This window comes from Pseudomonas sp. NPDC079086, from assembly GCF_044542155.1.
Lineage (GTDB): Bacteria > Pseudomonadota > Gammaproteobacteria > Pseudomonadales > Pseudomonadaceae > Aquipseudomonas.
Genome location: NZ_JBITTY010000005.1, coordinates 145,181 through 162,694, shown reverse-complemented (window position 1 = coordinate 162,694; position 17,514 = coordinate 145,181). Strand labels below are relative to the sequence as shown.

The 17,514-nt window shown below is 60.8% G+C and carries 18 protein-coding genes and 1 pseudogene; 11 read left to right on the top strand and 8 right to left on the bottom strand.

The genetic code is table 11. From position 1 onward, the window contains the following. Positions 1-21: 21 nt before the first annotated feature. Both ACIGEK_RS20275 and ACIGEK_RS20270 read left to right on the top strand, forming a co-directional pair. Positions 22-2,082: a pyridoxamine 5'-phosphate oxidase family protein gene (locus tag ACIGEK_RS20275; protein WP_397495048.1), complete on the top strand. Its 2,061-nt coding sequence runs from the start codon at positions 22-24 to the stop codon at positions 2,080-2,082. Positions 2,083-2,327: 245 nt separating this feature from the next. Then, complete coding sequence (locus ACIGEK_RS20270) at positions 2,328-2,804, top strand: DUF1348 family protein (protein WP_397495047.1); 477 nt, start codon at positions 2,328-2,330, stop codon at positions 2,802-2,804. 72 nt (positions 2,805-2,876) lie between these two features. Here ACIGEK_RS20270 and ACIGEK_RS20265 read toward each other — a convergent pair. Continuing rightward, a pseudogene (locus ACIGEK_RS20265) lies at positions 2,877-2,984 on the bottom strand (hypothetical protein); the annotation flags it as partial. 101 nt (positions 2,985-3,085) lie between these two features. Here ACIGEK_RS20265 and ACIGEK_RS20260 point away from each other — a divergent pair. Beyond that, positions 3,086-3,826, top strand: a complete 741-nt coding sequence (locus ACIGEK_RS20260) for a Crp/Fnr family transcriptional regulator (RefSeq protein WP_397495046.1) — start codon at positions 3,086-3,088, stop codon at positions 3,824-3,826. A gap of 200 nt (positions 3,827-4,026) precedes the next feature. On the opposite strand, the gene ACIGEK_RS20255 is transcribed toward ACIGEK_RS20260, so the two are convergent. Together ACIGEK_RS20255 and ACIGEK_RS20250 are read right to left on the bottom strand one after the other, a co-directional pair. Then, complete coding sequence (locus ACIGEK_RS20255) at positions 4,027-5,736, bottom strand: amidase (protein WP_397495045.1); 1,710 nt, start codon at positions 5,734-5,736, stop codon at positions 4,027-4,029. An 89-nt stretch (positions 5,737-5,825) separates the two neighbouring features. Then, positions 5,826-6,530: a glutathione binding-like protein gene (locus tag ACIGEK_RS20250; RefSeq protein ID WP_397495044.1), complete on the bottom strand. Its 705-nt coding sequence runs from the start codon at positions 6,528-6,530 to the stop codon at positions 5,826-5,828. A gap of 135 nt (positions 6,531-6,665) precedes the next feature. On the opposite strand from ACIGEK_RS20250, the gene ACIGEK_RS20245 reads away from it, so the two are divergent. Then, positions 6,666-7,103 carry an HIT family protein gene (locus tag ACIGEK_RS20245; RefSeq protein ID WP_397495043.1) on the top strand — a complete coding sequence of 146 codons (438 nt, stop codon included), beginning with the start codon at positions 6,666-6,668 and terminating at the stop codon, positions 7,101-7,103. Between the two features lie 107 nt (positions 7,104-7,210). Beyond that, positions 7,211-7,636 carry a 3-isopropylmalate dehydratase gene (locus ACIGEK_RS20240; protein ID WP_397495042.1) on the top strand — a complete coding sequence of 142 codons (426 nt, stop codon included), beginning with the start codon at positions 7,211-7,213 and terminating at the stop codon, positions 7,634-7,636. 25 nt (positions 7,637-7,661) lie between these two features. Here the strand turns inward: ACIGEK_RS20240 and ACIGEK_RS20235 are convergent, their stop codons facing one another. Further along, complete coding sequence (locus ACIGEK_RS20235) at positions 7,662-8,564, bottom strand: LysR family transcriptional regulator (protein ID WP_397495041.1); 903 nt, start codon at positions 8,562-8,564, stop codon at positions 7,662-7,664. Between the two features lie 141 nt (positions 8,565-8,705). Between ACIGEK_RS20235 and ACIGEK_RS20230 the strand changes: the two genes are divergently transcribed. After that, positions 8,706-9,464 (top strand): SDR family NAD(P)-dependent oxidoreductase, encoded by a 759-nt coding sequence (locus ACIGEK_RS20230; RefSeq protein ID WP_397495040.1) that lies wholly within the window; start codon positions 8,706-8,708, stop codon positions 9,462-9,464. Positions 9,465-9,546: 82 nt separating this feature from the next. Beyond that, positions 9,547-10,878, top strand: a complete 1,332-nt coding sequence (locus ACIGEK_RS20225) for an FAD-dependent oxidoreductase (RefSeq protein WP_397495039.1) — start codon at positions 9,547-9,549, stop codon at positions 10,876-10,878. Between the two features lie 58 nt (positions 10,879-10,936). Here the strand turns inward: ACIGEK_RS20225 and ACIGEK_RS20220 are convergent, their stop codons facing one another. The 3 genes from ACIGEK_RS20220 to ACIGEK_RS20210 all read right to left on the bottom strand — a co-directional run bounded on the left by ACIGEK_RS20220 (position 10,937) and on the right by ACIGEK_RS20210 (position 13,528). Next, on the bottom strand, positions 10,937-11,665 hold the full coding sequence (locus tag ACIGEK_RS20220) for a substrate-binding periplasmic protein (RefSeq protein ID WP_397495038.1): 729 nt from the start codon (positions 11,663-11,665) through the stop codon (positions 10,937-10,939). Between the two features lie 29 nt (positions 11,666-11,694). Beyond that, positions 11,695-12,306 carry a LysE family translocator gene (locus ACIGEK_RS20215; RefSeq protein WP_397495037.1) on the bottom strand — a complete coding sequence of 204 codons (612 nt, stop codon included), beginning with the start codon at positions 12,304-12,306 and terminating at the stop codon, positions 11,695-11,697. A gap of 148 nt (positions 12,307-12,454) precedes the next feature. Further along, positions 12,455-13,528 (bottom strand): hypothetical protein, encoded by a 1,074-nt coding sequence (locus ACIGEK_RS20210; RefSeq protein ID WP_397495036.1) that lies wholly within the window; start codon positions 13,526-13,528, stop codon positions 12,455-12,457. Between the two features lie 351 nt (positions 13,529-13,879). On the opposite strand from ACIGEK_RS20210, the gene ACIGEK_RS20205 reads away from it, so the two are divergent. The 3 genes from ACIGEK_RS20205 to ACIGEK_RS20195 are packed head-to-tail and all read left to right on the top strand — an operon-like array spanning position 13,880 to position 15,839. Next, entirely contained in the window at positions 13,880-15,001 is a 1,122-nt protein-coding gene (locus ACIGEK_RS20205; RefSeq protein WP_397495160.1) for a beta-ketoacyl-ACP synthase III, read from the top strand. After that, on the top strand, positions 15,001-15,612 hold the full coding sequence (locus tag ACIGEK_RS20200) for an RNA polymerase sigma factor (RefSeq protein WP_397495035.1): 612 nt from the start codon (positions 15,001-15,003) through the stop codon (positions 15,610-15,612). The genes ACIGEK_RS20205 and ACIGEK_RS20200 overlap by 1 nt, the downstream gene beginning before the upstream one ends. Continuing rightward, positions 15,606-15,839: a zf-HC2 domain-containing protein gene (locus tag ACIGEK_RS20195; protein WP_397495034.1), complete on the top strand. Its 234-nt coding sequence runs from the start codon at positions 15,606-15,608 to the stop codon at positions 15,837-15,839. The genes ACIGEK_RS20200 and ACIGEK_RS20195 overlap by 7 nt, the downstream gene beginning before the upstream one ends. Positions 15,840-15,861: 22 nt before the next feature. Here the strand turns inward: ACIGEK_RS20195 and ACIGEK_RS20190 are convergent, their stop codons facing one another. Continuing rightward, the gene (locus tag ACIGEK_RS20190) at positions 15,862-16,395 is read right to left on the bottom strand and encodes a hypothetical protein (protein WP_397495033.1); all 534 of its coding nucleotides are present in this window, start codon (positions 16,393-16,395) and stop codon (positions 15,862-15,864) included. A gap of 247 nt (positions 16,396-16,642) precedes the next feature. Between ACIGEK_RS20190 and ACIGEK_RS20185 the strand changes: the two genes are divergently transcribed. Continuing rightward, a complete protein-coding gene (locus ACIGEK_RS20185; protein ID WP_397495032.1) occupies positions 16,643-17,389 on the top strand; it encodes a Crp/Fnr family transcriptional regulator in 747 nt (248 codons plus the stop codon). Positions 17,390-17,514 lie beyond the last annotated feature (125 nt).

Sequence of the window (17,514 nt, the reverse complement as noted above, 5' to 3'; positions counted from 1 at the left end):
CTCTCTTGAGGAGCGCATTGCATGGATCATCTGCCTAACCACCGCCGCTCACCCTGGCATGCCGGGGAAAAAACGCTCCAGGAAACCTACGGCGTCTCCGAACGCATGGAGGTGATTGGGCAGAAGGTCATTCGCGATTACATGCCCGACCAGCACCGCGAGTTTTATCAGCAACTGCCGTTTATGCTGGCCGGCGCGGTTGATGCACAGCAGCGGCCCTGGGCCACTCTGCTTGAGGGGCCAGAAGGTTTCGTCACCTCAGCCGATCCGCAGCAGTTATTACTAGCTGTTCAGCCCGACGCGCAGGACCCGGCCGCCAGCGGCCTGCAACCTGGCCACGCCATTGGCCTGCTTGGCATCGAGCTGCATACACGCAGGCGTAATCGCATCAACGGGGTGATCCAGCAGGTTTCTGCCGATGGCCTGGCCATTGCGGTTGAGCATTCCTACGGCAACTGCCCCAAGTACATCCAGGCACGCAGTTATACCCGCACATCGGAGCCACTGAAGAACCGCGCCAAACGCGAGGATTTCAGCGAGCTGAACGCCCGCACCACCGAGCTGATCCGTGCGGCCGACACCTTTTTTATCGCCAGCTACTTCGACCATGACGCGAACAGCCGTTCGGTGGATGTATCGCATCGCGGCGGTCGCGCCGGCTTTGTCAAAGTCGAAGGCAACCGGCTGACCATTCCCGATTACGCCGGCAACCTGTTCTTCAATACCTTGGGCAACCTGCAGGCCAATCCTGTCGCTGGCTTGCTGTTTGTCGATTTCGCCAGCGGCGACATGCTGCAACTCACCGGCCGCACCGAGCTGATTCTCGATAGTCCAATGATCCAGGCATTTGAAAGTGCCGAGCGTCTCTGGACCTTTGATGTCGAGCAGGTGGTGCTGCGCCCGGCTGCCGTATCGCTGCGCTGGGAGTTTCACGACTACGCGCCGACCAGCCTGGCCACCGGCACCTGGGCCGACGCGGACGAGAAGCTGCGGCAAAGCGAACAGCGCCGGCAGTGGCAGCAGTGGCGAGTGACGCAGGTACAGCAGGAGAGTAAGGACATCCGCTCGTTCGTTATCCAGCCGCTGGATAAGGCTGCGGTTGCGTTCACCCCTGGGCAACACATGCCGATACGCCTGCAAACACCCGACGCTGACGCGCCGCTGATCCGTACGTATAGCGTCTCCAGCGCGCCGTCTGACCGGCATATCCGCATCAGCGTCAAAGCTCAGGGCCCGGCCTCGTATCACCTGCATAACCACGTGCAGGTGGGCGATGTGCTGAAGGTTCGCCCGCCCATGGGTAGCTTCACTTTGATCGAGGACGGCGAACGCCCGGTGGTGTTGATCGCTGCAGGTGTCGGCATCACGCCTTTGCTGTCGATGTTCCGCGAGCTGGCCGCGCAGAATAATCAGCAGCAGCGGCAACGCCATGTGTATCTGTTTCAAAGCGCCCGCACCCTGGCGGACTTGCCGTTTCAGGCCGAACTCAAGGCTTTGCAGCAACGTGATGCTGAGCATTTGCATATCCACCGCGCACTCAGCAGTCCAGGTACTGAGACGGTTGTTGGCCGCGACTTTGAAATCACTGGCCGTCTCGATTTTGCCCAGATGAAGGTGCGACTGCCGCTGGATGACTATGACTTTTACCTGTGCGGCCCAGCCGGTTTTCTGCAGGCCATGTACGACGGATTGCGTGGATTGAATATTGTCGATGAGCGCATCCATGCCGAGGCGTTCGGTCCCTCGACGCTGCAACGCTTAGCGGTTGAGCCGTCTGCGGCGCCGGTCCAGCTACCCGCTGCCAGCGCACCCGTGCCGGTCTATTTCGAATCTTCGGCGAAGGAGGCGCGCTGGACGCCGGGCAGTGGCAGCCTGCTGGAGCTGGCCGAGAGCCGTGGCCTGAGCCCTGACTTCAGCTGCCGGGGTGGTTTGTGCGGCACCTGCAAAACGCGCTTAGTCAGCGGCAACGTGCATTACCCAAATCCACCGGCGCAACTGCCAGAGGGCGACAGCGTATTAATCTGCTGCGCCGTACCGGCGGAGCTGGACGGTGCTATCCAACCCCTGGTGCTCGATCTCTAGCGAGGGCTGCAACATGAACCGCGAAATAGTCGACCGTTACGACGCGCCCGACGCCTCGAGTGAAACGCCAGGGCACTGGGAAGTGAATTATTTACTGCCGCAGTTGCTTTCTGGTCCTGAGTACCCAGGCCACGACGTAAATGCTGCGCTGATGCGAGTGTTGAAGCGGCTGTTTGCCGGCTTACGGGCACCCCGCGTCGTGCCACCCGTTACGCCATCCCTCATCCCATGTAGGAGCCACCGTCATGTCTACCGCTGAAATCCGCCAACCTGTTCCACCCTTTACCCGCGAGTCGGCCCTGCTAAAAGTCCGTCTCGCCGAAGATGGCTGGAACAGCCGTGATGCGGCCAAAGTGGCCCTGGCCTACACCCCGGATACCCAATGGCGCAATCGCGCGGAATTCGTCACCAGCCGTGCCGAGGCGCAAGCATTCTTAGAGCGCAAATGGTGCAGGGAGCTGGAGTACCGGCTGATCAAGGAATTGTGGGCGTTTACCGATAACCGCATCGCCGTGCGCTATGCCTACGAATGGCACGACGACTCGGGCAACTGGTTTCGCTCTTACGGCAACGAGAACTGGGAGTTTGCCGAGAACGGCCTGATGGCCCATCGCTTTGCCTGCATCAACGACCTGCCAATTCAAGAGTCCGAGCGTAAATTCCGCTGGCCACTGGGGCGTCGTCCTGATGACCATCCGGGGCTTTCGCAATTGGGGCTATAACGGCATCGACCTAAGCCGCTCGAGTAAGACATCACGGGATTGACGTCTTGCGCGCCAATCCCGCTTTTGCTTTCAGGCTCGTGATAGAGGCGTCATCAAGCACTTCGAACCAATGGACTCGAAAGCAGCGGCAACGCTTAGCCGGGCTGAGTCGTCAAAGGCGCGGCCGGCGAAATGTAACTTTTCGCGCTGTGTACGCAAACGGACAGAACTCCTTGGCGTTTATCGCCATGATGCCATCGGCCTGCAAAAGAGAGCGGTGCCGTTGCTCAAAGGATGCTATGTCGATCGCCGCTAATCCACGCGAAAACCACCTGTTGGCCGCCCTACCTGACGAGGAGCTAGGACGTCTGCTGCCCTTTCTCGAACTGATTCCATTGCTCACCGGAACTGCGCTTTACGGTCCAGGCGAGCCCATGCGTTACCTCTATTTCCCAACCGACTCTATCGTTTCGCTGCAGTACGGCGTCGAGGATGGTTCTTCGGTGGAGATCGCTGTAGTCGGTAATGAAGGCGTGGTTGGCATGGCTTTGTACATGGGCGGCGAGACCACCCTCAGCCAAGCTATCGTGCAGAGTTCGGGATCGGCCTACCGCTTGAAAGGGCAGGTGCTTATGTCACCCTTCGATCACGCCGCCCCGCTGCAACAGTTGTTGCTGCGCTACACCCAGGCGCTGCTTACGCAAATGGCCCAGCGCCTGGTGTGTAACCGCGTGCATTCACTGGACCAGCAATTCTGCCGCTGGCTGCTGCAGTACTTTGATCGCTTGCCAGTCAATTACCTACGGATGACCCAAGAGTTGATCGCCAGCATGCTTGGGGTGCGGCGCGGCGGGGTATCCGAAATGGCCGGCAATCTCCAGCGTTCCGGGCTCATCAGCTATAGCCGTGGTTGTATTACGCTGCTCGATCGGCCGGGTTTGGAGGGTCGTTCCTGTGAGTGTTATGCGGTGGTTAGAAACGAGTTCGAGCGCCTGTTTCCGCGTGCCCTGCGCGCCACGTTGCTGATAAAAGCGGACTGATTTATCGCCCAACGCGGTCGCTAGCGATAGGCAGAAATCGGACAACAGCGGTCCGCCCTCGCATCACTGTCAGGGCTCCGATTCTCGCGCACACATGGGAGTGGGAGTAAAGCGATGCCCATCAGGATTTCCGGTAGGCTTCGCTCAGCGCCAGCCAGCCCATTGCATACAACTCCTGACGGGCTCACAGCCTTGCGTTTTCAGCCACCCTGCAAAGGCGGCGTACGCGGCGGCACCAGGCGTTTCGAGCCGGTGGACTCGAAGGCGGCGGCACAGCGCAGCAGGGCGGAGTCGTCGTAGGCACGGCCGGCGAAGGTCAGGCCGGCGGGCATGCCGATATCGGCCATCACGCCCATCGGCACGGTGACGGTGGGCACGCCCAAATGGCGGATGGCCAGGTTGCCGTTGGCTACCCACACGCCGTTGCTCCAGGCGATGTCAGCGGACTCAGCGTTTACATCGGCGTCCGCCGGGCCGACGTCGGCGACGGTTGGGAACAGCACGGCGTCGAGGCTGAGGTTGTCCATCCAGTCTTCCAAGTCGAGCTTGCGGGTTTTCTCTAGGCCGCGCAGGCCGTCGGGCAAGGTCTCGATCTGCTCCCAGCTTTTCAGGCCACGCTTGGCCATATTGACGTATTCATCCATGCCGGCGGCCAGGTCGCCTTCGCGGTTGGGCAGGGTGCCGGGGTCGTGGGGGAAGATCTGTGGGCCATCGACATCGGCTAGCTTGTTTAGCTTGGGATCACCGTTGGCCCGCAGGAAGTCGTCAAAGGCCCAGCCGCTCAGCTCCCACAACTCGTCATGCAGGAATTCGGGGGTGACGATGCCACGGTTGTAAACGGTCGGCGCGCCGGGGCGGTCGCCTTCGCAGTTGGAGACCAGCGGGAAGTCCACTTCGATGACTTCGGCACCGGCGGCTTCCAGCGCCTTGCGTGCCTGCTCCCAGAGCGCAATAACTGAAGGCCGAGTGTGAATGCGCTGGCCAGTTGGGCCGCCGATGCCGGGGTTCTCGCTGGTACCGGCGGCGTCATCCTGGTTGATAAACATACGCGGCACGCCAAAACGTTTGCCGGCCAGGGCATCGGCTTTGGCGGCGAGGTCGGCATAGGTGGCTGGACGTATATCGGAGGCTTTCGGGATCGCTACCCAAGGCTGCAGGCGCCAGAGGTCGCCACGGCTGTCCGGGTCGTCGGCGACCACGATGTCGAGTATTTCGAGTAGGTCGGCCATGGTCCGGGCATAGGGCACGACCACGTCCATGGTCGGCGTCAGCGGCCAGTTGCCGCGCACCGAAATCACCCCGCGCGATGGCGTGTAGGCGCACAGGCCATTGTTCGAGGCCGGGCCGCGACCGCTGGACCAGGTTTCTTCGGCCAGGCCAAAAGCGGCAAAGCTGGCGGCAGTGGCCGTACCAGCACCGTTGGATGAACCCGAGGCGAAGGGGGCGGTGAGGTAGTCAGCGTTGTATGGGCTTTCCGCACGGCCGTAGACACCGCGCTGCATGCCGCCGTTAGCCATGGGCGGCATATTGGTTTTGCCCAGGCAGATGGCCCCGGCGCCGCGCAGACGCTCGACGGTAAAGGCGTCGCGATGGGCGACCAGGTCCTTGAAGGCTGGGCTGCCGGAGGCGGCGGTTAGCCCCTTGACCAGGTAGCTGTCCTTGGCGGTGTAAGGGATGCCGTCGAGCGGACCGAGGGGCTCGCCACGTGCGCGGCGTGCGTCGGAAGCTTCTGCTTCCTTCAGCGCCTCGGGGTTACGCACAACGACTGCGTTGAGTTGAGTCGGCGTGTTGGCGCCGTTGTAGGCGTCGATGCGGGCGAGGTAGGCCTGCACCAGTTCGACCGCCGTGGTCTGGCCGGCTTCGAGCGCGGCGCGCAGTTCGGCAATGGAAACCTCGGTTACCTCGATCATGCTGTCACCGCTGGCTGTTGAAGATGGGTGTTCATATTGGTTCTCGTAGCGCTGTTGTTTACGCGTTGAATGGCGTGCTGGCGTCGATTTTAGCCGCGTGCCGGCGTAGCCAGGCCCTTGATCACTGCAGGGCGGGCGACGAAATTCTGCAATACCCGCTGCACATTGGCGAAGCGCTCGAACTCCACCAGTTCGCCGGCCTGGTAGAACTCCACCAGGCACCTCACCCAAGGGAACACGGCGATATCGGCGATGCTGTAGTGCTCGCCCATGATCCAGTCGCGGCCTTGCAGGCGTTGGTCGAGTACGCCGAGCAGGCGTTGGGATTCGGCAACGTAACGGTCGCGCGGGCGTTTGTCCGGAAAGTCCTTGCCGGCGAATTTATGGAAGAAGCCCAGCTGGCCGAACATCGGGCCGATGCCGCCCATCTGCCACATCAACCACTGCAGGGTTTCATAGCGTGTGGCTGGGTCCTGGGCCAAGAGCAGGCCGGTTTTCTCTGCCAGGTAGATCAGAATCGCCCCGGACTCGAACAGCGCCAGCGGTTTACCGCCTGGGCCGTTGGGGTCGAGGATGGCCGGGATTTTGTTGTTGGGGTTGAGCGAAAGGAATTCATCGCTGAGCTGGTCGTTGGTCTCGAAGCTGACCAGGTGCGGCTCATAGGCCAGGCCGATCTCTTCCAGCATGATCGAGGCCTTGACGCCGTTGGGCGTGGGCAGCGAATACAGCTGCAGGCGCTCGGGGTGCTGAGCGGGCCATTTGTGCGTAATTGGGTAAGCGGAAAGGGCTGACATGTGCGCTCCGGATTAAGGTGGCGAAAGGCGCAGGATAGCGGTGATTGGCATTTTGGTCAGGTCGCAGATTGTTCCCCACGCGTAGAAATCGGTATGGTTGGGGCCATCTCAACCCCCGCGCACTGGAGAACCCCGATGAGCCTGCAAGGCGAGTACGACAGTCAGAATATCTTTGCCCAGATCATTCGCGGCGAAGCCCCTTGCTACAAGTTGTACGAGGATGAGGATGTGCTGGCCTTCCTCGATGTGTTTCCGCAGTCTTTCGGCCATACGTTGGTCATCCCCAAGCGCTCGGCGGCGCGCAATATTCTGGATATCGATGCTGACAGCCTGGGCAAGGTGATGGCCGTGGTGCAGAAACTCACGGGCGTAATCATCGACGAGCTTGAGCCTGCAGGGGTGCAAGTGGCGCAGTTCAACGGTGCGCCGGCCGGGCAGACGGTGTTCCATATCCATGTGCATATCGTGCCGCGCTACGCCGGCGAGACGCTCAGCGTACATGCCGGCGGCAAGGCGACCCCGGAAGAGCTGGCGACGCTGCAAGCGCGTCTGCTCAAACGTATGGCCGGTTGATCCGCTGGTATGCGTATCTGTGCTTGAGGCTGGCCGCGTCAGAGGCAATACTCAAGGCGCTTTGGTCGTTTCCCCTTTGCTGTTTTCTGCGCCCATGGAGGGCTCCCATGCGATTGATTTGTGCCGTTTTACCGCTGCTGCTGTTGGCCGGCTGCTCGTCCTGGAAGCCTGCGGCAGAGGATGTCAAAGCCGTGCCGGCGGACCGTTTGCTGGGCTATCAGGAGCCGCTGGGGCAGGGCGGGCAGTTGCAGGTCAATCGCGATGTCGGCGGCATGGGCGGCGGCTGCTATGTGGCGGTTCTGGTCGACCGCAAGGTGGCCGCGCGCATCGGCGCGGGTGAGCAGGTGCGTTTTCAGGTGCCTGCCGGTACGCGGGTGCTGAGCATTGGTATCGATGAGATGGATGACACGCTCTGCGGTAAGGGGCGCTTGCGCCGCGAGCTAGCGGTGAAGGTCGAGCCAGGCTCGCAACAGGATTTCCGCATCGTCAGCGATAACCGCAAGGGTTTCGACATCCTGCCGGTTACTCAGTAACCGGCATCGCACCGGAGCCTGCCCGTCAGGCGCCGGTGTGCTCGGCCAACAGCTCATCCAGCCACTGCATCAATGCCCGCACCCGCTGTGGCTGGTGACGGCGCTGGGCGTAAAGCAGGCTGATTGGCATGGGCGGCGGCAGGTAGTCCGGCAGCAGGCTGTGCAGATGCCCGCTGGCCAGTAGCTCGCTGACCCCGATCTGCGGCGCCTGAATAATCCCCAGTCCGCCCAGGCAAGCGCCTTCATAGGCATCAACGTTATTGACCGTGACATTCCCCGCCATCGGCAGCTGCTGCAGCGCGCCGCCGACCAGGTATTCAAAACCGTCTGAGCGACTGCCGAGCACCGGCACATAGTGGATCAGTCGATGCTGAGCCAGGTCGTCGAGGCTCTGCGGCGTGCCATAGCGCGCCAGGTAGGCGCTGCTGGCGCAGTTGACCATCGGCAGTTGGCCGAGCGGCCGCACGATCAGATTGGGCTCGTTGACCACACCGATGCGCAGCACGCAGTCGAAGCCTTCGCGTACCAGATCGACGCGCCGATCACTGCTGCTGATCTCCAGCTCGATGTCGGGATGCAGCGCGGTAAATTCGCCCAGCCTTGGAGCTACTAGGCGCCGCGCTAGGCCGGTGGGCATGTCGATACGCAAGCGGCCGCTGAGCTGCGCGCCGTCCTGGCGGAACAAGCCTTCCAGCTCCTCCATATTGGCCAGCATGTCCTTGCTGCGCTCGTACAGAACCAGGCCGTCCTGAGTTGGTTGCACCTTGCGCGTGGTGCGGTGCAGCAGGCGCGTACCGAGCAGGCTTTCCAGGCTCTGCACCTGCTGCGACACGCTCGACCTAGGCAGCCCAAGGCTGTCGGCGGCCTGGGTAAAGCTGGTCAGCTCGCTGACGCGGACAAAAGTGCGCAGCAGTTCCAAGGTGTTCATGGGCAGGCGCTCCGCTGGATTGTTCGTGATTGATGATCAGTGTTTTCAATTTTGCTGAGTTTATCCAGCTTAACGCGAGCAATAACCTGTGCTCACTGATTTCCACCACCGCACTACTCGTCAACTAAAGGGAGCACGCACATGACCCGTAAAATCGCACTGATCACTGGCGCCAGCCGCGGCCTGGGGCGCAACACCGCCCTGCATCTGGCGGCGCAGGGCATCGACATCATCGGCACCTATCACAGTCAGGCGGCGGATGCGCAGAGCCTGGTTGGCGAACTCGAACAACTCGGCGCGCGTGCATTGATGCTGCAGCTGGATGTCAGCCAGAGCAGCAGCTTTGTCGCGTTTGCCGCCGCTGTTACTGAGGGATTGCAGAGCACTTTCGGCCGCAGTGATTTCGACTTTCTGGTCAATAACGCCGGCATTGGTATCCGCGCCAGTTTTGCCGAAACCAGCGAGGCGCAGTTCGATCAACTGGTAAATATCCAGCTCAAGGGGCCGTTCTTCCTCACTCAGCAGCTGTTGCCGCTGATCGCCGAGCAGGGCCGCATCGTTAATATCTCCACCGGTCTGGCGCGTTTCAGCCTGCCGGGTTATGCCGCCTATGCGGCGATGAAGGGCGGCATCGAGGTGTGGACGCGCTACCTGGCCAAGGAACTGGGCCCGCGTGGCATCAGCGTCAATGTGCTGGCTCCCGGTGCTATCGAGACTGACTTCGGCGGTGGCGTGGTGCGCGACAATAGCCAGGTCAACGCCTTTATCGCCGCCAATACAGCCCTGGGTCGGGTCGGCCTGCCGGACGATATCGGTGGGGCGATTGCCATGCTGCTGAGCGATGGTGGCCGCTGGATTACTGGGCAACGGATTGAAGCGTCTGGCGGCATGTTCCTTTGACGCTGTTCATCCTGTGATGAGGCTGGCTGCGTTTAGCTGGCAGAGGCGTAGAATCCGCCCGGTTTAATAACGGAGACGGATCGTGAAGGGATTGCCGATTGCTATTGTCGGGGCGGGTACTGCGGGGTTGGCTACGGCGCTGTTCCTCGCCCGACAGGGTTTCAGCGTGCGCCTGCTGGAACGTGTAGCGGAGTTGCAGCCGGTGGGTGCCGGGGTGTTGTTGCAGCCCTCGGGGCTGGCGGTGTTGCATCAGCTGGGGCTGTTTGCCGAGTGCAGCGGCCTGGGGGCTGCGGTCAGCCGCCTGTACGGCACCTCGGGCAATGGCCGGGTGATTCTCGATACCCGTTACGCGCATTGGCAACCCGGCAGTTTCGGCATGGGCATTCACCGCAGCGTATTGCTCACGGCTTTGCTCAACGCGGCTCGGCAAGCCGGCGTGCAGATCGAAACCGGTGTGCATATCAGCCGCTTCACCCAGCACGGCAGCCATGTGCAGCTGTATCGCCAGGACGAGCAGGGCGTGGAACAGCCATTCGGCGAGTTCGCCGCGCTGGTACTGGCAGATGGCGTGCGTTCGGCCCTGCGTGGGCAGATGCAGGTTAAACAGTGGCTGCAGCCTTATCCCTGGGGCGCGTTGTGGAGCATTGTGCCGACTCCGGCTTCGTCACCAACCGCGGCGGACTCGACGGATCTGCGTCAGTGGTACCGGGACTGTGCGCAGATGTTCGGCATCATGCCGACCGGGCGTACTCACCTGAACCGCGAACAGGCCTTGAGCAGCCTGTTCTGGAGCCTGCCGGTGGCGCAGTTTGGCGCCTGGCGTGAAGCCGGCTTGGCTGCTTGGAAAGCCCAGGTGCTGCAGCTGGCCGGCAATGCTGCCGAACCCTTTGTTGAACTGATTGAGCACCCCGAACAACTCAGCCAGGCGGTGTATGCCGATGTGCGCATGCAGCGCTGGCACGACGGCCGGGTCATCGCTATTGGCGACTGCGCCCACGCAATGAGCCCGCAACTGGGCCAGGGCGCGAATATGGCGCTGGTGGATTCGGCGGCTTTATCCGCTGCGGTTGCCACACAAAGAACTCCAACTGATTGCGACTGGTCAGCCGTTTTCGCCGCCTACGCCAGCAGCCGGCGTGACCACCTGCGCTACTACCGCCAGGCCAGCCGCCTGCTTACCCCGCTGTTCCAATCCCACAGCCGCAGCCTGGCTTGGTTGCGCGACAGCGTGCTGCTGCTGGCGCGGCACAACCCGCTGGGTCGTGCGCATGCGGTCAGCACTCTGGTGGGTGGGCGCAGTGGCTGGCTGCTGGCCGGTGCAGAACGGCCGTTGCAGGTATGGAATGGTCAGCCTGAGGGAGCTAATACGCAGCATGTGGGGGCAGAAAATGCTGCAACTGCTGTTGCGCTATAACCTTTGCGGGTTGCTCACTGGCGAATCGGCCCGGGTGTATTCAGATAAATAGATTTGCTCAGCGATAGCGGGCAAGTATTTCGTCGAATTCGCCAGCCAGTTTCATCTGCACCAGTGCGCGCAGCAGCGCCATGGTCGGGACATCCGGCGCGTCACGGACGATGCAGGCAACCGGCTCGGCGGCTACTTCGCTGATGATGTGCAGTTTCTGCCCGGGTGCCTGATGGCGGTTGAACCAGTGCAGCGAGAGTTCGTTGCTGATGGCGTAGCGGTAGCGGCGGGCGCTGAGTTTGAGCAGCACCTGATCCTGGGTGCGAGCATTTTCCCGTTGGATCTGCCCGCTGTTGAATAACGGTTCCAGGCGCTGGTAGGTAAAGCCGAGTACGGTGCCCAGGCGCTGATTCAGCAGCTGTTCAGGTTTGAACTTCTCTGGGGTAACACCCACCAGCACGTCGCGCTGGGTCATAAAGGGCAGGCTCCAGATATAGCGGTAGTGGCCGCTGTCGACCCAGTTCGGGCTGACGTAGCAGCGCACATCGATGTCGCCGCTATCCAGTGCGTGTTGCACGCGCATACGCGGCATCACCAGCATCTCGGCTTTGCGCCCAACCATGGCGGCCATGCGTTGTTGCAGGTCGACCAGAGTACCTTCTACAGCCTTGCCGTCTTCGATGCGCACCATGGGCATGGCCCAGCTGTCGTTGATCGAGAAGCGCAGCGCCCGCTCGCTGGCGAATGATGCGCAGCTCAGGGTGAGCAACAGCAGGGCAGGCAACAGCTTGGGCACCAGGGCAGATCCTTTGCGGTGTAAGAGGCTCAGCGGGTCATCGGCAGGGCTGCGCCCATCAACGCAAACAGGCCGCCACAGCAGCGGTTGAAGCCTTTGCCGCTGCGCTGCAACCAGGGCCTAACGCGATGGGCCATGCGCGCCAGCAGGTATTCGACGCTGCCTTCAACCACGGCAAAGGTCAGCGCCATAATGGCGAACTGCAGCCAAAGGTCACCGTGCGGGTCGAGAAACTGCGGTAGAAACGCACCGAAAAACAGGATCACTTTGGGGTTGGACAGGGCAGACAACAGCCCTTGGCGAAACAGCTTCAGGCCGCTGCTGTCGGCGGCTTTCTCGGCCATGGCCAGATGCAGGGGCGGCGCGCGCCAGAGTTGAATGCCGAGCCAGATCAGGTAGGCACCGCCGAGCCATTTGAGAATGGTCAGGGCCTGCGCCGAGGCTTGCAGCAAGGTGCCGATACCGAGCATCGACAAGGCCATCAGCAGGGTAAAACCCAGCACTCCGCCGCTGACGGTAAACAGGGTTTTGCGATGGCCGTACAAGGCGCCATGGCTGAGCGCGAGCAGGCCATTGGGGCCAGGCGTCAGCGATAAGCCAAATACAGCCGTAAGAAAGATCAGCCAGGTATGCAGAGCCATAGAGCAGAATTCCAGAAGCGGGAGAGTGCAGGGCAGCGCCTGCGTGCCTCTGTTTTTTCATGCTGTGACTGGATAGTCAAGCCGCCTTAGGTCGCGGTGTGAGATATGCAGAAGTACGGTCCTGCCGGTGAAGGCAGGACCGGCGCTATCAGCGGTTGGCTTCCTTGAAGTTATCGTCGGACGGTTCCTTGGTATAGGCGCCCTGGTCGTGCACCAGTTTCTTGCTGCCATTCATCAGGCTTGTGATGCGGCTGTCGCTGGTTTTGGCCGAGGCAGCTTGATTGCTGGTGCCCGTGATCAGTGGTGGGTTGCTGCTGAACGACCACAGGTAGTGCCACACGGCGGCATTGTGCTTCTCGGTCAGTTGTGTGGCGTTGAAGTACCAGGGTTTTAGCTCGCTGAAGGCAGTCATGTTCATCAGCCCGCTGTTGCTGTCGCCGATAAACCCGGTGCTGCTGGCCCCGGAGGTGCGGTAGGTCTCGAAGATCACCCCTTTGGTTTTCAGCGCGCTGACATAGGTGCGGCAGACTTCGCCGACCCACTTGTTACCCAGGTAGCTTTTCGCGTTGTTGGAATAGAACGGATCGAGCAGGGCGACGCGTTTGGGCAGCAGCTTGCTGTTCACTGTCCCGGCGCTGACAGCATCGCTGATCTTCTTGGTCAGCACGATGGCCATCTGGTTGCCCAGGGAGTGCCCGGCGATGCGGATATTGCTGCCGCTGTAGCCGGCGAGGTTGGCTTTGTAGCTGTTGAACAGCAGGTCGCTGGCCGATTGAGTTGGGCCATTGCTGTAGACGCCGCTGCTGTTGCGCCAGCGCATGGCACGCGGGCCGCTGGCGGTCCAGATCTTGGCTTCGGCATCTTTCACTTCGCCTTCATCGGCAAACTGGTTCCAGTACAGCACGCCGACGTTGTAACCCGCTGCGAGCCAGGCGTTTGCCAAGTCAAGGTCCGGTCCGCCGGCATCCTTGCGGTTGAAGGTTTCGCGGTTCTTCTTTTGCGTCGAACCGTTCTGCCAGCCGTGGATATAGATCAAGGTCGGCTTGCTGGCCACGTAGTAGGCGTTGCTCTGCCCGGGTACGGCCTTCTGCCAGCTGTCGCCGTAACCGAACCAGTACAGGCCGTGGTCGAGATTCTGGAAGGTGCTGTCGGGGAACACGCCCACAGCGGCCTGGCTCAATGGGGCAAAACTCAGCACCAGCAATAGCAGCAGCTTGCGCATGGCGAAAACCTTTCTTTTTATTAGGGAAAGGCGAGCATATAGATTGTCCGACAATCAGCCATCACCCGGACGGGTGAGGCCGCTCAAGCGCCAGTTCGTGGGGCTGGTCGGGATGTGTCTTGTGCCACGTTGTGAGCATCTTTGCCTCAATAGCCCACAGCTTGTTGCATATCGCCTGACGTGCTGAGCGGACGAAGTACTCCAGGCTGTGGCAAACTCCGTGGCTCGTAACAGGACGTTTCATGGATCGAGTTTGCTGAGCCTGTCAGCCGTTTTTGCCCATGGCCTAGCCTGCCCTGGGCGTATTGCCTAATTGGCCGCTGCCTGCGGCGAAGAACAAGAGGAATGATTGTGCATAACGTCGTGATCAGTGGTACCGGCCTCTATACCCCGGCAAACAGTATTTCCAACGATGAGTTGGTCGAGTCGTTCAACGCCTATGTGCAGCAATTCAATGCCGACAACGCTGCAGCCATCGCCAGCGGTGAACTCGAAGCACTGAGCGAGTCGAGCAGCGGCTTTATTGAAAAGGCCTCGGGCATCAAGAGTCGCTTTGTCATGGACAAGGCCGGCATCCTCGACCCCAAGCGCATGGCACCGCGTCTCCCGGAGCGCAGCAACGAAGACTGGGGCATTCTCTGCGAGATGGCCGTTGGCGCCGCCAAGGACGCCATGGCGCGTGCCGGCAAGACTGCTGCCGATATCGATGGGGTGATCGTCGCGTGCTCCAACCTGCAGCGCGCTTATCCGGCGGTGGCGATTGAAGTACAGGCCGCGCTGGGCATCCAGGGTTTCGGCTATGACATGAACGTCGCGTGCTCCTCGGCCACTTTCGGCATCCAGGCTGCGGCCAACAGCGTGCAACTGGGCCAGGCCCGCGCGATCTTGATGGTCAACCCGGAAATCTGCACCGGCCACCTGAACTTCCGCGACCGCGATAGCCACTTTATCTTCGGTGATGCCGCCACTGCGGTAATCATCGAGCGTGCTGATCAGGCCACCTCGAACTACCAGTTCGATATCGTTGGCACCAAGCTGATCACCCAGTTCAGCAACAATATCCGCAACAACTTCGGCTTCCTCAACCGCTGTGCGGAAGAGGGCGTTGGCGCGCGTGACAAGCTGTTCGTCCAGGAAGGCCGCAAGGTGTTCAAGGATGTCTGCCCCATGGTTGCCGAGCTGATTGCCGCGCACCTGGCTGAGAACAAGCTGAACGTCGGCGATGTGAAGCGCTTCTGGCTGCACCAGGCCAACCTCAACATGAACCTGCTGATCGCGCGCAAGCTGCTTGGCCGCGACGCTGAGCCAGGCGAGGCGCCAGTTATTCTCGACACCTACGCCAACACCAGTTCGGCCGGTTCGGTAATCGCCCTGCACAAATACCAGGAAGACCTGCCGAGCGGCGCGCTGGGCGTGCTCAGCTCGTTCGGCGCCGGTTATTCGATTGGTAGCGTGATCCTGCGTAAGCATTGATGGATTACCCGGCCGATCAGGCGCTGCTCACTCGCCTGCGTGCAGGCGAGCAGAAGGCCTACCGCGAACTGGTCGCCACCTATCAGGGGGCGATGCGTGCGGTGGCCTTTGCCATTGTCGGCAGCCGTAATTCCGATGAGGTGGTGCAGGATGCCTGGCTTGCTGTAGTGCGCAATCTGGATGGTTTTCAGGGCCGTTCGAGTCTCAAGACCTGGCTGCTGACTATTACCGCCAACACCGCGAAAACCCGCCTCAAGGGCAATCGCCGCGAAGTGCTGCTCGACGATATTCCCTCGCCCCACGGCAGCGTTGGCGATGAGCGCTTCAGTTCAGATGGCCACTGGCTGCTGGCGCCGCATGCCTGGCATCACGACTCCCCGGAAGCGCTGCTGACCGAGGATGAGTTGCGTGAGTGCCTGGAGAAAACCCTGGGCAGTCTGTCTGAGATGCAGGGCAGCGTGCTGCACCTGCGTGAACGTGAAGGCATGGAGTTGGAGGAAATTTGTAATCTTTTGCAGGTCTCGCTCTCCAATGTGCGGGTGCTGCTGCACCGCGCGCGTCTCAAGGTATTTGCCACCTTGGAGCATTTTGAGGAGACCGGCCAATGTTGAGCTGTAAGGAGTTGGTGGCCCACTCCAGTGAATTTCTTGATGGCCAACTGGGCCTGCGCAAACGCCTGTCCGTGCGCATGCACTTGGCCATGTGCGTGAATTGCCGGCGCTTTATCAAGCAAATGCGCTTGAGTCAGGCAGTGCTGCGCCGGCTACCGCGAGGGCAGAGCGCTGAGCTTGATGAGCTGGCGAGCAAACTTGCCGAATTGCGTCGGCAGCAGCGCTGAATCTGCTGCTGCCTTAATACCTCTATTCTTCGCTTTGCGCGGCTTTCAGGGCTTCATAGGCTGGGGCCGCGTAGATGCCGACTTCTACTGCCAATTCCATCACCCGTGGCAGGTCAGTGCTGTACACCAGCACGGCTTGCAGCTCGTCATCCAGCGGTTCACTCAAGTCCAGTAGCACATAGCCCTTGGTTTCCGGCGATAGGCTTGCGAGCTGCACCTGGATGCGATTCAGCGCTTTCAGCGGTTCGACCTTGGCCAGCTGCTTGGCTTTGAGCACAAAGCTCACCTCTGGTCCGAATGATTCGACGATATGTTCGAACAGCGCATCATAACTATCGGCCTGAAACAGCACGGTTTCCGGCAGGCTGCCGACTACCACCCATTCGCCCAGCGGGATTGGGAAGCTGTCGTCGAAATTGATATCCGGGTTGGCAGCGAGAAATGCCTGCGGGTCGGCATAGGCCTGGGCGGCCTCATCGGCGATGCGCGCGACTTCTTCTGCCAGCATGCAGCCCGAGCTTATTTTGCTGATCAGTTCTTCGAGCTGGGCTTTCATGGGTTCATCCTGCGGCATAAATGAGGCCGGCAAGAATAGCCGGAAATGGCTGTAAACGCTGCTTTTGCGAGCTTTTTGGCGCACGGACAGCCATTCTGACGTGTCTTTTTAAACGTCCGATATAGAGCCTGTCTGTACGCTAACGTACAGATAAAAAAACAGATTGGACTATGCTGGCGTGTGCAGTTAAGGCTCTGTAGCGAGCGCACATTAATCGCCAGCAGGCCTAAGAAGACCGGAGACAGTGATGTCCGCAACCCCCCGTCCGCAACAGAATCACCTCCTTGCCACTTTGCCCGATGAGGTGCTGGAGCGGCTGTTGCCCCACCTTGAACTGGTGGACATGCCGCTGGGTATGGTGCTTTACGAGTCGGGCGATACCCTTCGTCATGTCTACTTTCCCACCAATTCGATTGTGTCCTTGCTGTATGTGATGGAAAGCGGCGCGTCGGCGGAGATTTCCGTGGTGGGCAATGACGGCGTGATTGGTGTGGCGCTGTTTATGGGCGGTGAAAGCACCACCAGCCGCGCGATTGTGCAAAGTGCCGGCAGTGCTTATCGGGTACTCGGCAAACGCTTTAAAGAAGAGTTCAACCGTCACAGCGAGATGCTGCATCTGATGCTGCGTTACAGCCAGGCGCTGATCACGCAGATGGCGCAGACGGCCGTGTGCAACCGTCACCACTCGATTGACCAACAGCTGTGTCGCTGGTTGTTGCTGTCGCTGGATCGGCTCTCCGGCAGCCAGCTAGCCATGACCCAGGAGCTGATCGCCAACATGCTCGGCGTGCGCCGCGAGGGCGTGACTGAAGCTGCCGGCAAGCTGCATCGTCAGGGCGTGATTGATTACAGCCGCGGGCTGATTACCGTACTTGATCGCAAGAAGCTCGAGGGTCTTAGCTGTGAGTGTTACGCGGTAGTCAAAGATGAGACCGACCGCCTGCTTCCTTTTAAAGTGGCGCAACCGGATAAAGTGGCGCAACCGGCGCACTAATCTGTTGCGCGCACTCAAGCCATTGAATGGCTTGTCCTGAGTGCCGCAGCGCACAGAGCTTTGCCACTGGCTGGGGCAGACTGTAGTTGCGAGAGCGTCAAGCACAGCTGTCGTGCCATCTTTTG

What these genes read in the sequence shown, in the direction of transcription:
- ACIGEK_RS20275 (WP_397495048.1), top strand. Translation starts at nt 22, where the DNA reads ATGGATCATCTGCCTAACCACCGCCGCTCACCCTGGCATGCCGGGGAA.
- ACIGEK_RS20270 (WP_397495047.1), top strand. Translation starts at nt 2,328, where the DNA reads ATGTCTACCGCTGAAATCCGCCAACCTGTTCCACCCTTTACCCGCGAG.
- ACIGEK_RS20260 (WP_397495046.1), top strand. Translation starts at nt 3,086, where the DNA reads ATGTCGATCGCCGCTAATCCACGCGAAAACCACCTGTTGGCCGCCCTA.
- ACIGEK_RS20255 (WP_397495045.1), bottom strand. Translation starts at nt 5,736, where the DNA reads ATGATCGAGGTAACCGAGGTTTCCATTGCCGAACTGCGCGCCGCGCTC.
- ACIGEK_RS20250 (WP_397495044.1), bottom strand. Translation starts at nt 6,530, where the DNA reads ATGTCAGCCCTTTCCGCTTACCCAATTACGCACAAATGGCCCGCTCAG.
- ACIGEK_RS20245 (WP_397495043.1), top strand. Translation starts at nt 6,666, where the DNA reads ATGAGCCTGCAAGGCGAGTACGACAGTCAGAATATCTTTGCCCAGATC.
- ACIGEK_RS20240 (WP_397495042.1), top strand. Translation starts at nt 7,211, where the DNA reads ATGCGATTGATTTGTGCCGTTTTACCGCTGCTGCTGTTGGCCGGCTGC.
- ACIGEK_RS20235 (WP_397495041.1), bottom strand. Translation starts at nt 8,564, where the DNA reads ATGAACACCTTGGAACTGCTGCGCACTTTTGTCCGCGTCAGCGAGCTG.
- ACIGEK_RS20230 (WP_397495040.1), top strand. Translation starts at nt 8,706, where the DNA reads ATGACCCGTAAAATCGCACTGATCACTGGCGCCAGCCGCGGCCTGGGG.
- ACIGEK_RS20215 (WP_397495037.1), bottom strand. Translation starts at nt 12,306, where the DNA reads ATGGCTCTGCATACCTGGCTGATCTTTCTTACGGCTGTATTTGGCTTA.
- ACIGEK_RS20210 (WP_397495036.1), bottom strand. Translation starts at nt 13,528, where the DNA reads ATGCGCAAGCTGCTGCTATTGCTGGTGCTGAGTTTTGCCCCATTGAGC.
- ACIGEK_RS20200 (WP_397495035.1), top strand. Translation starts at nt 15,001, where the DNA reads ATGGATTACCCGGCCGATCAGGCGCTGCTCACTCGCCTGCGTGCAGGC.
- ACIGEK_RS20195 (WP_397495034.1), top strand. Translation starts at nt 15,606, where the DNA reads ATGTTGAGCTGTAAGGAGTTGGTGGCCCACTCCAGTGAATTTCTTGAT.
- ACIGEK_RS20190 (WP_397495033.1), bottom strand. Translation starts at nt 16,395, where the DNA reads ATGAAAGCCCAGCTCGAAGAACTGATCAGCAAAATAAGCTCGGGCTGC.
- ACIGEK_RS20185 (WP_397495032.1), top strand. Translation starts at nt 16,643, where the DNA reads ATGTCCGCAACCCCCCGTCCGCAACAGAATCACCTCCTTGCCACTTTG.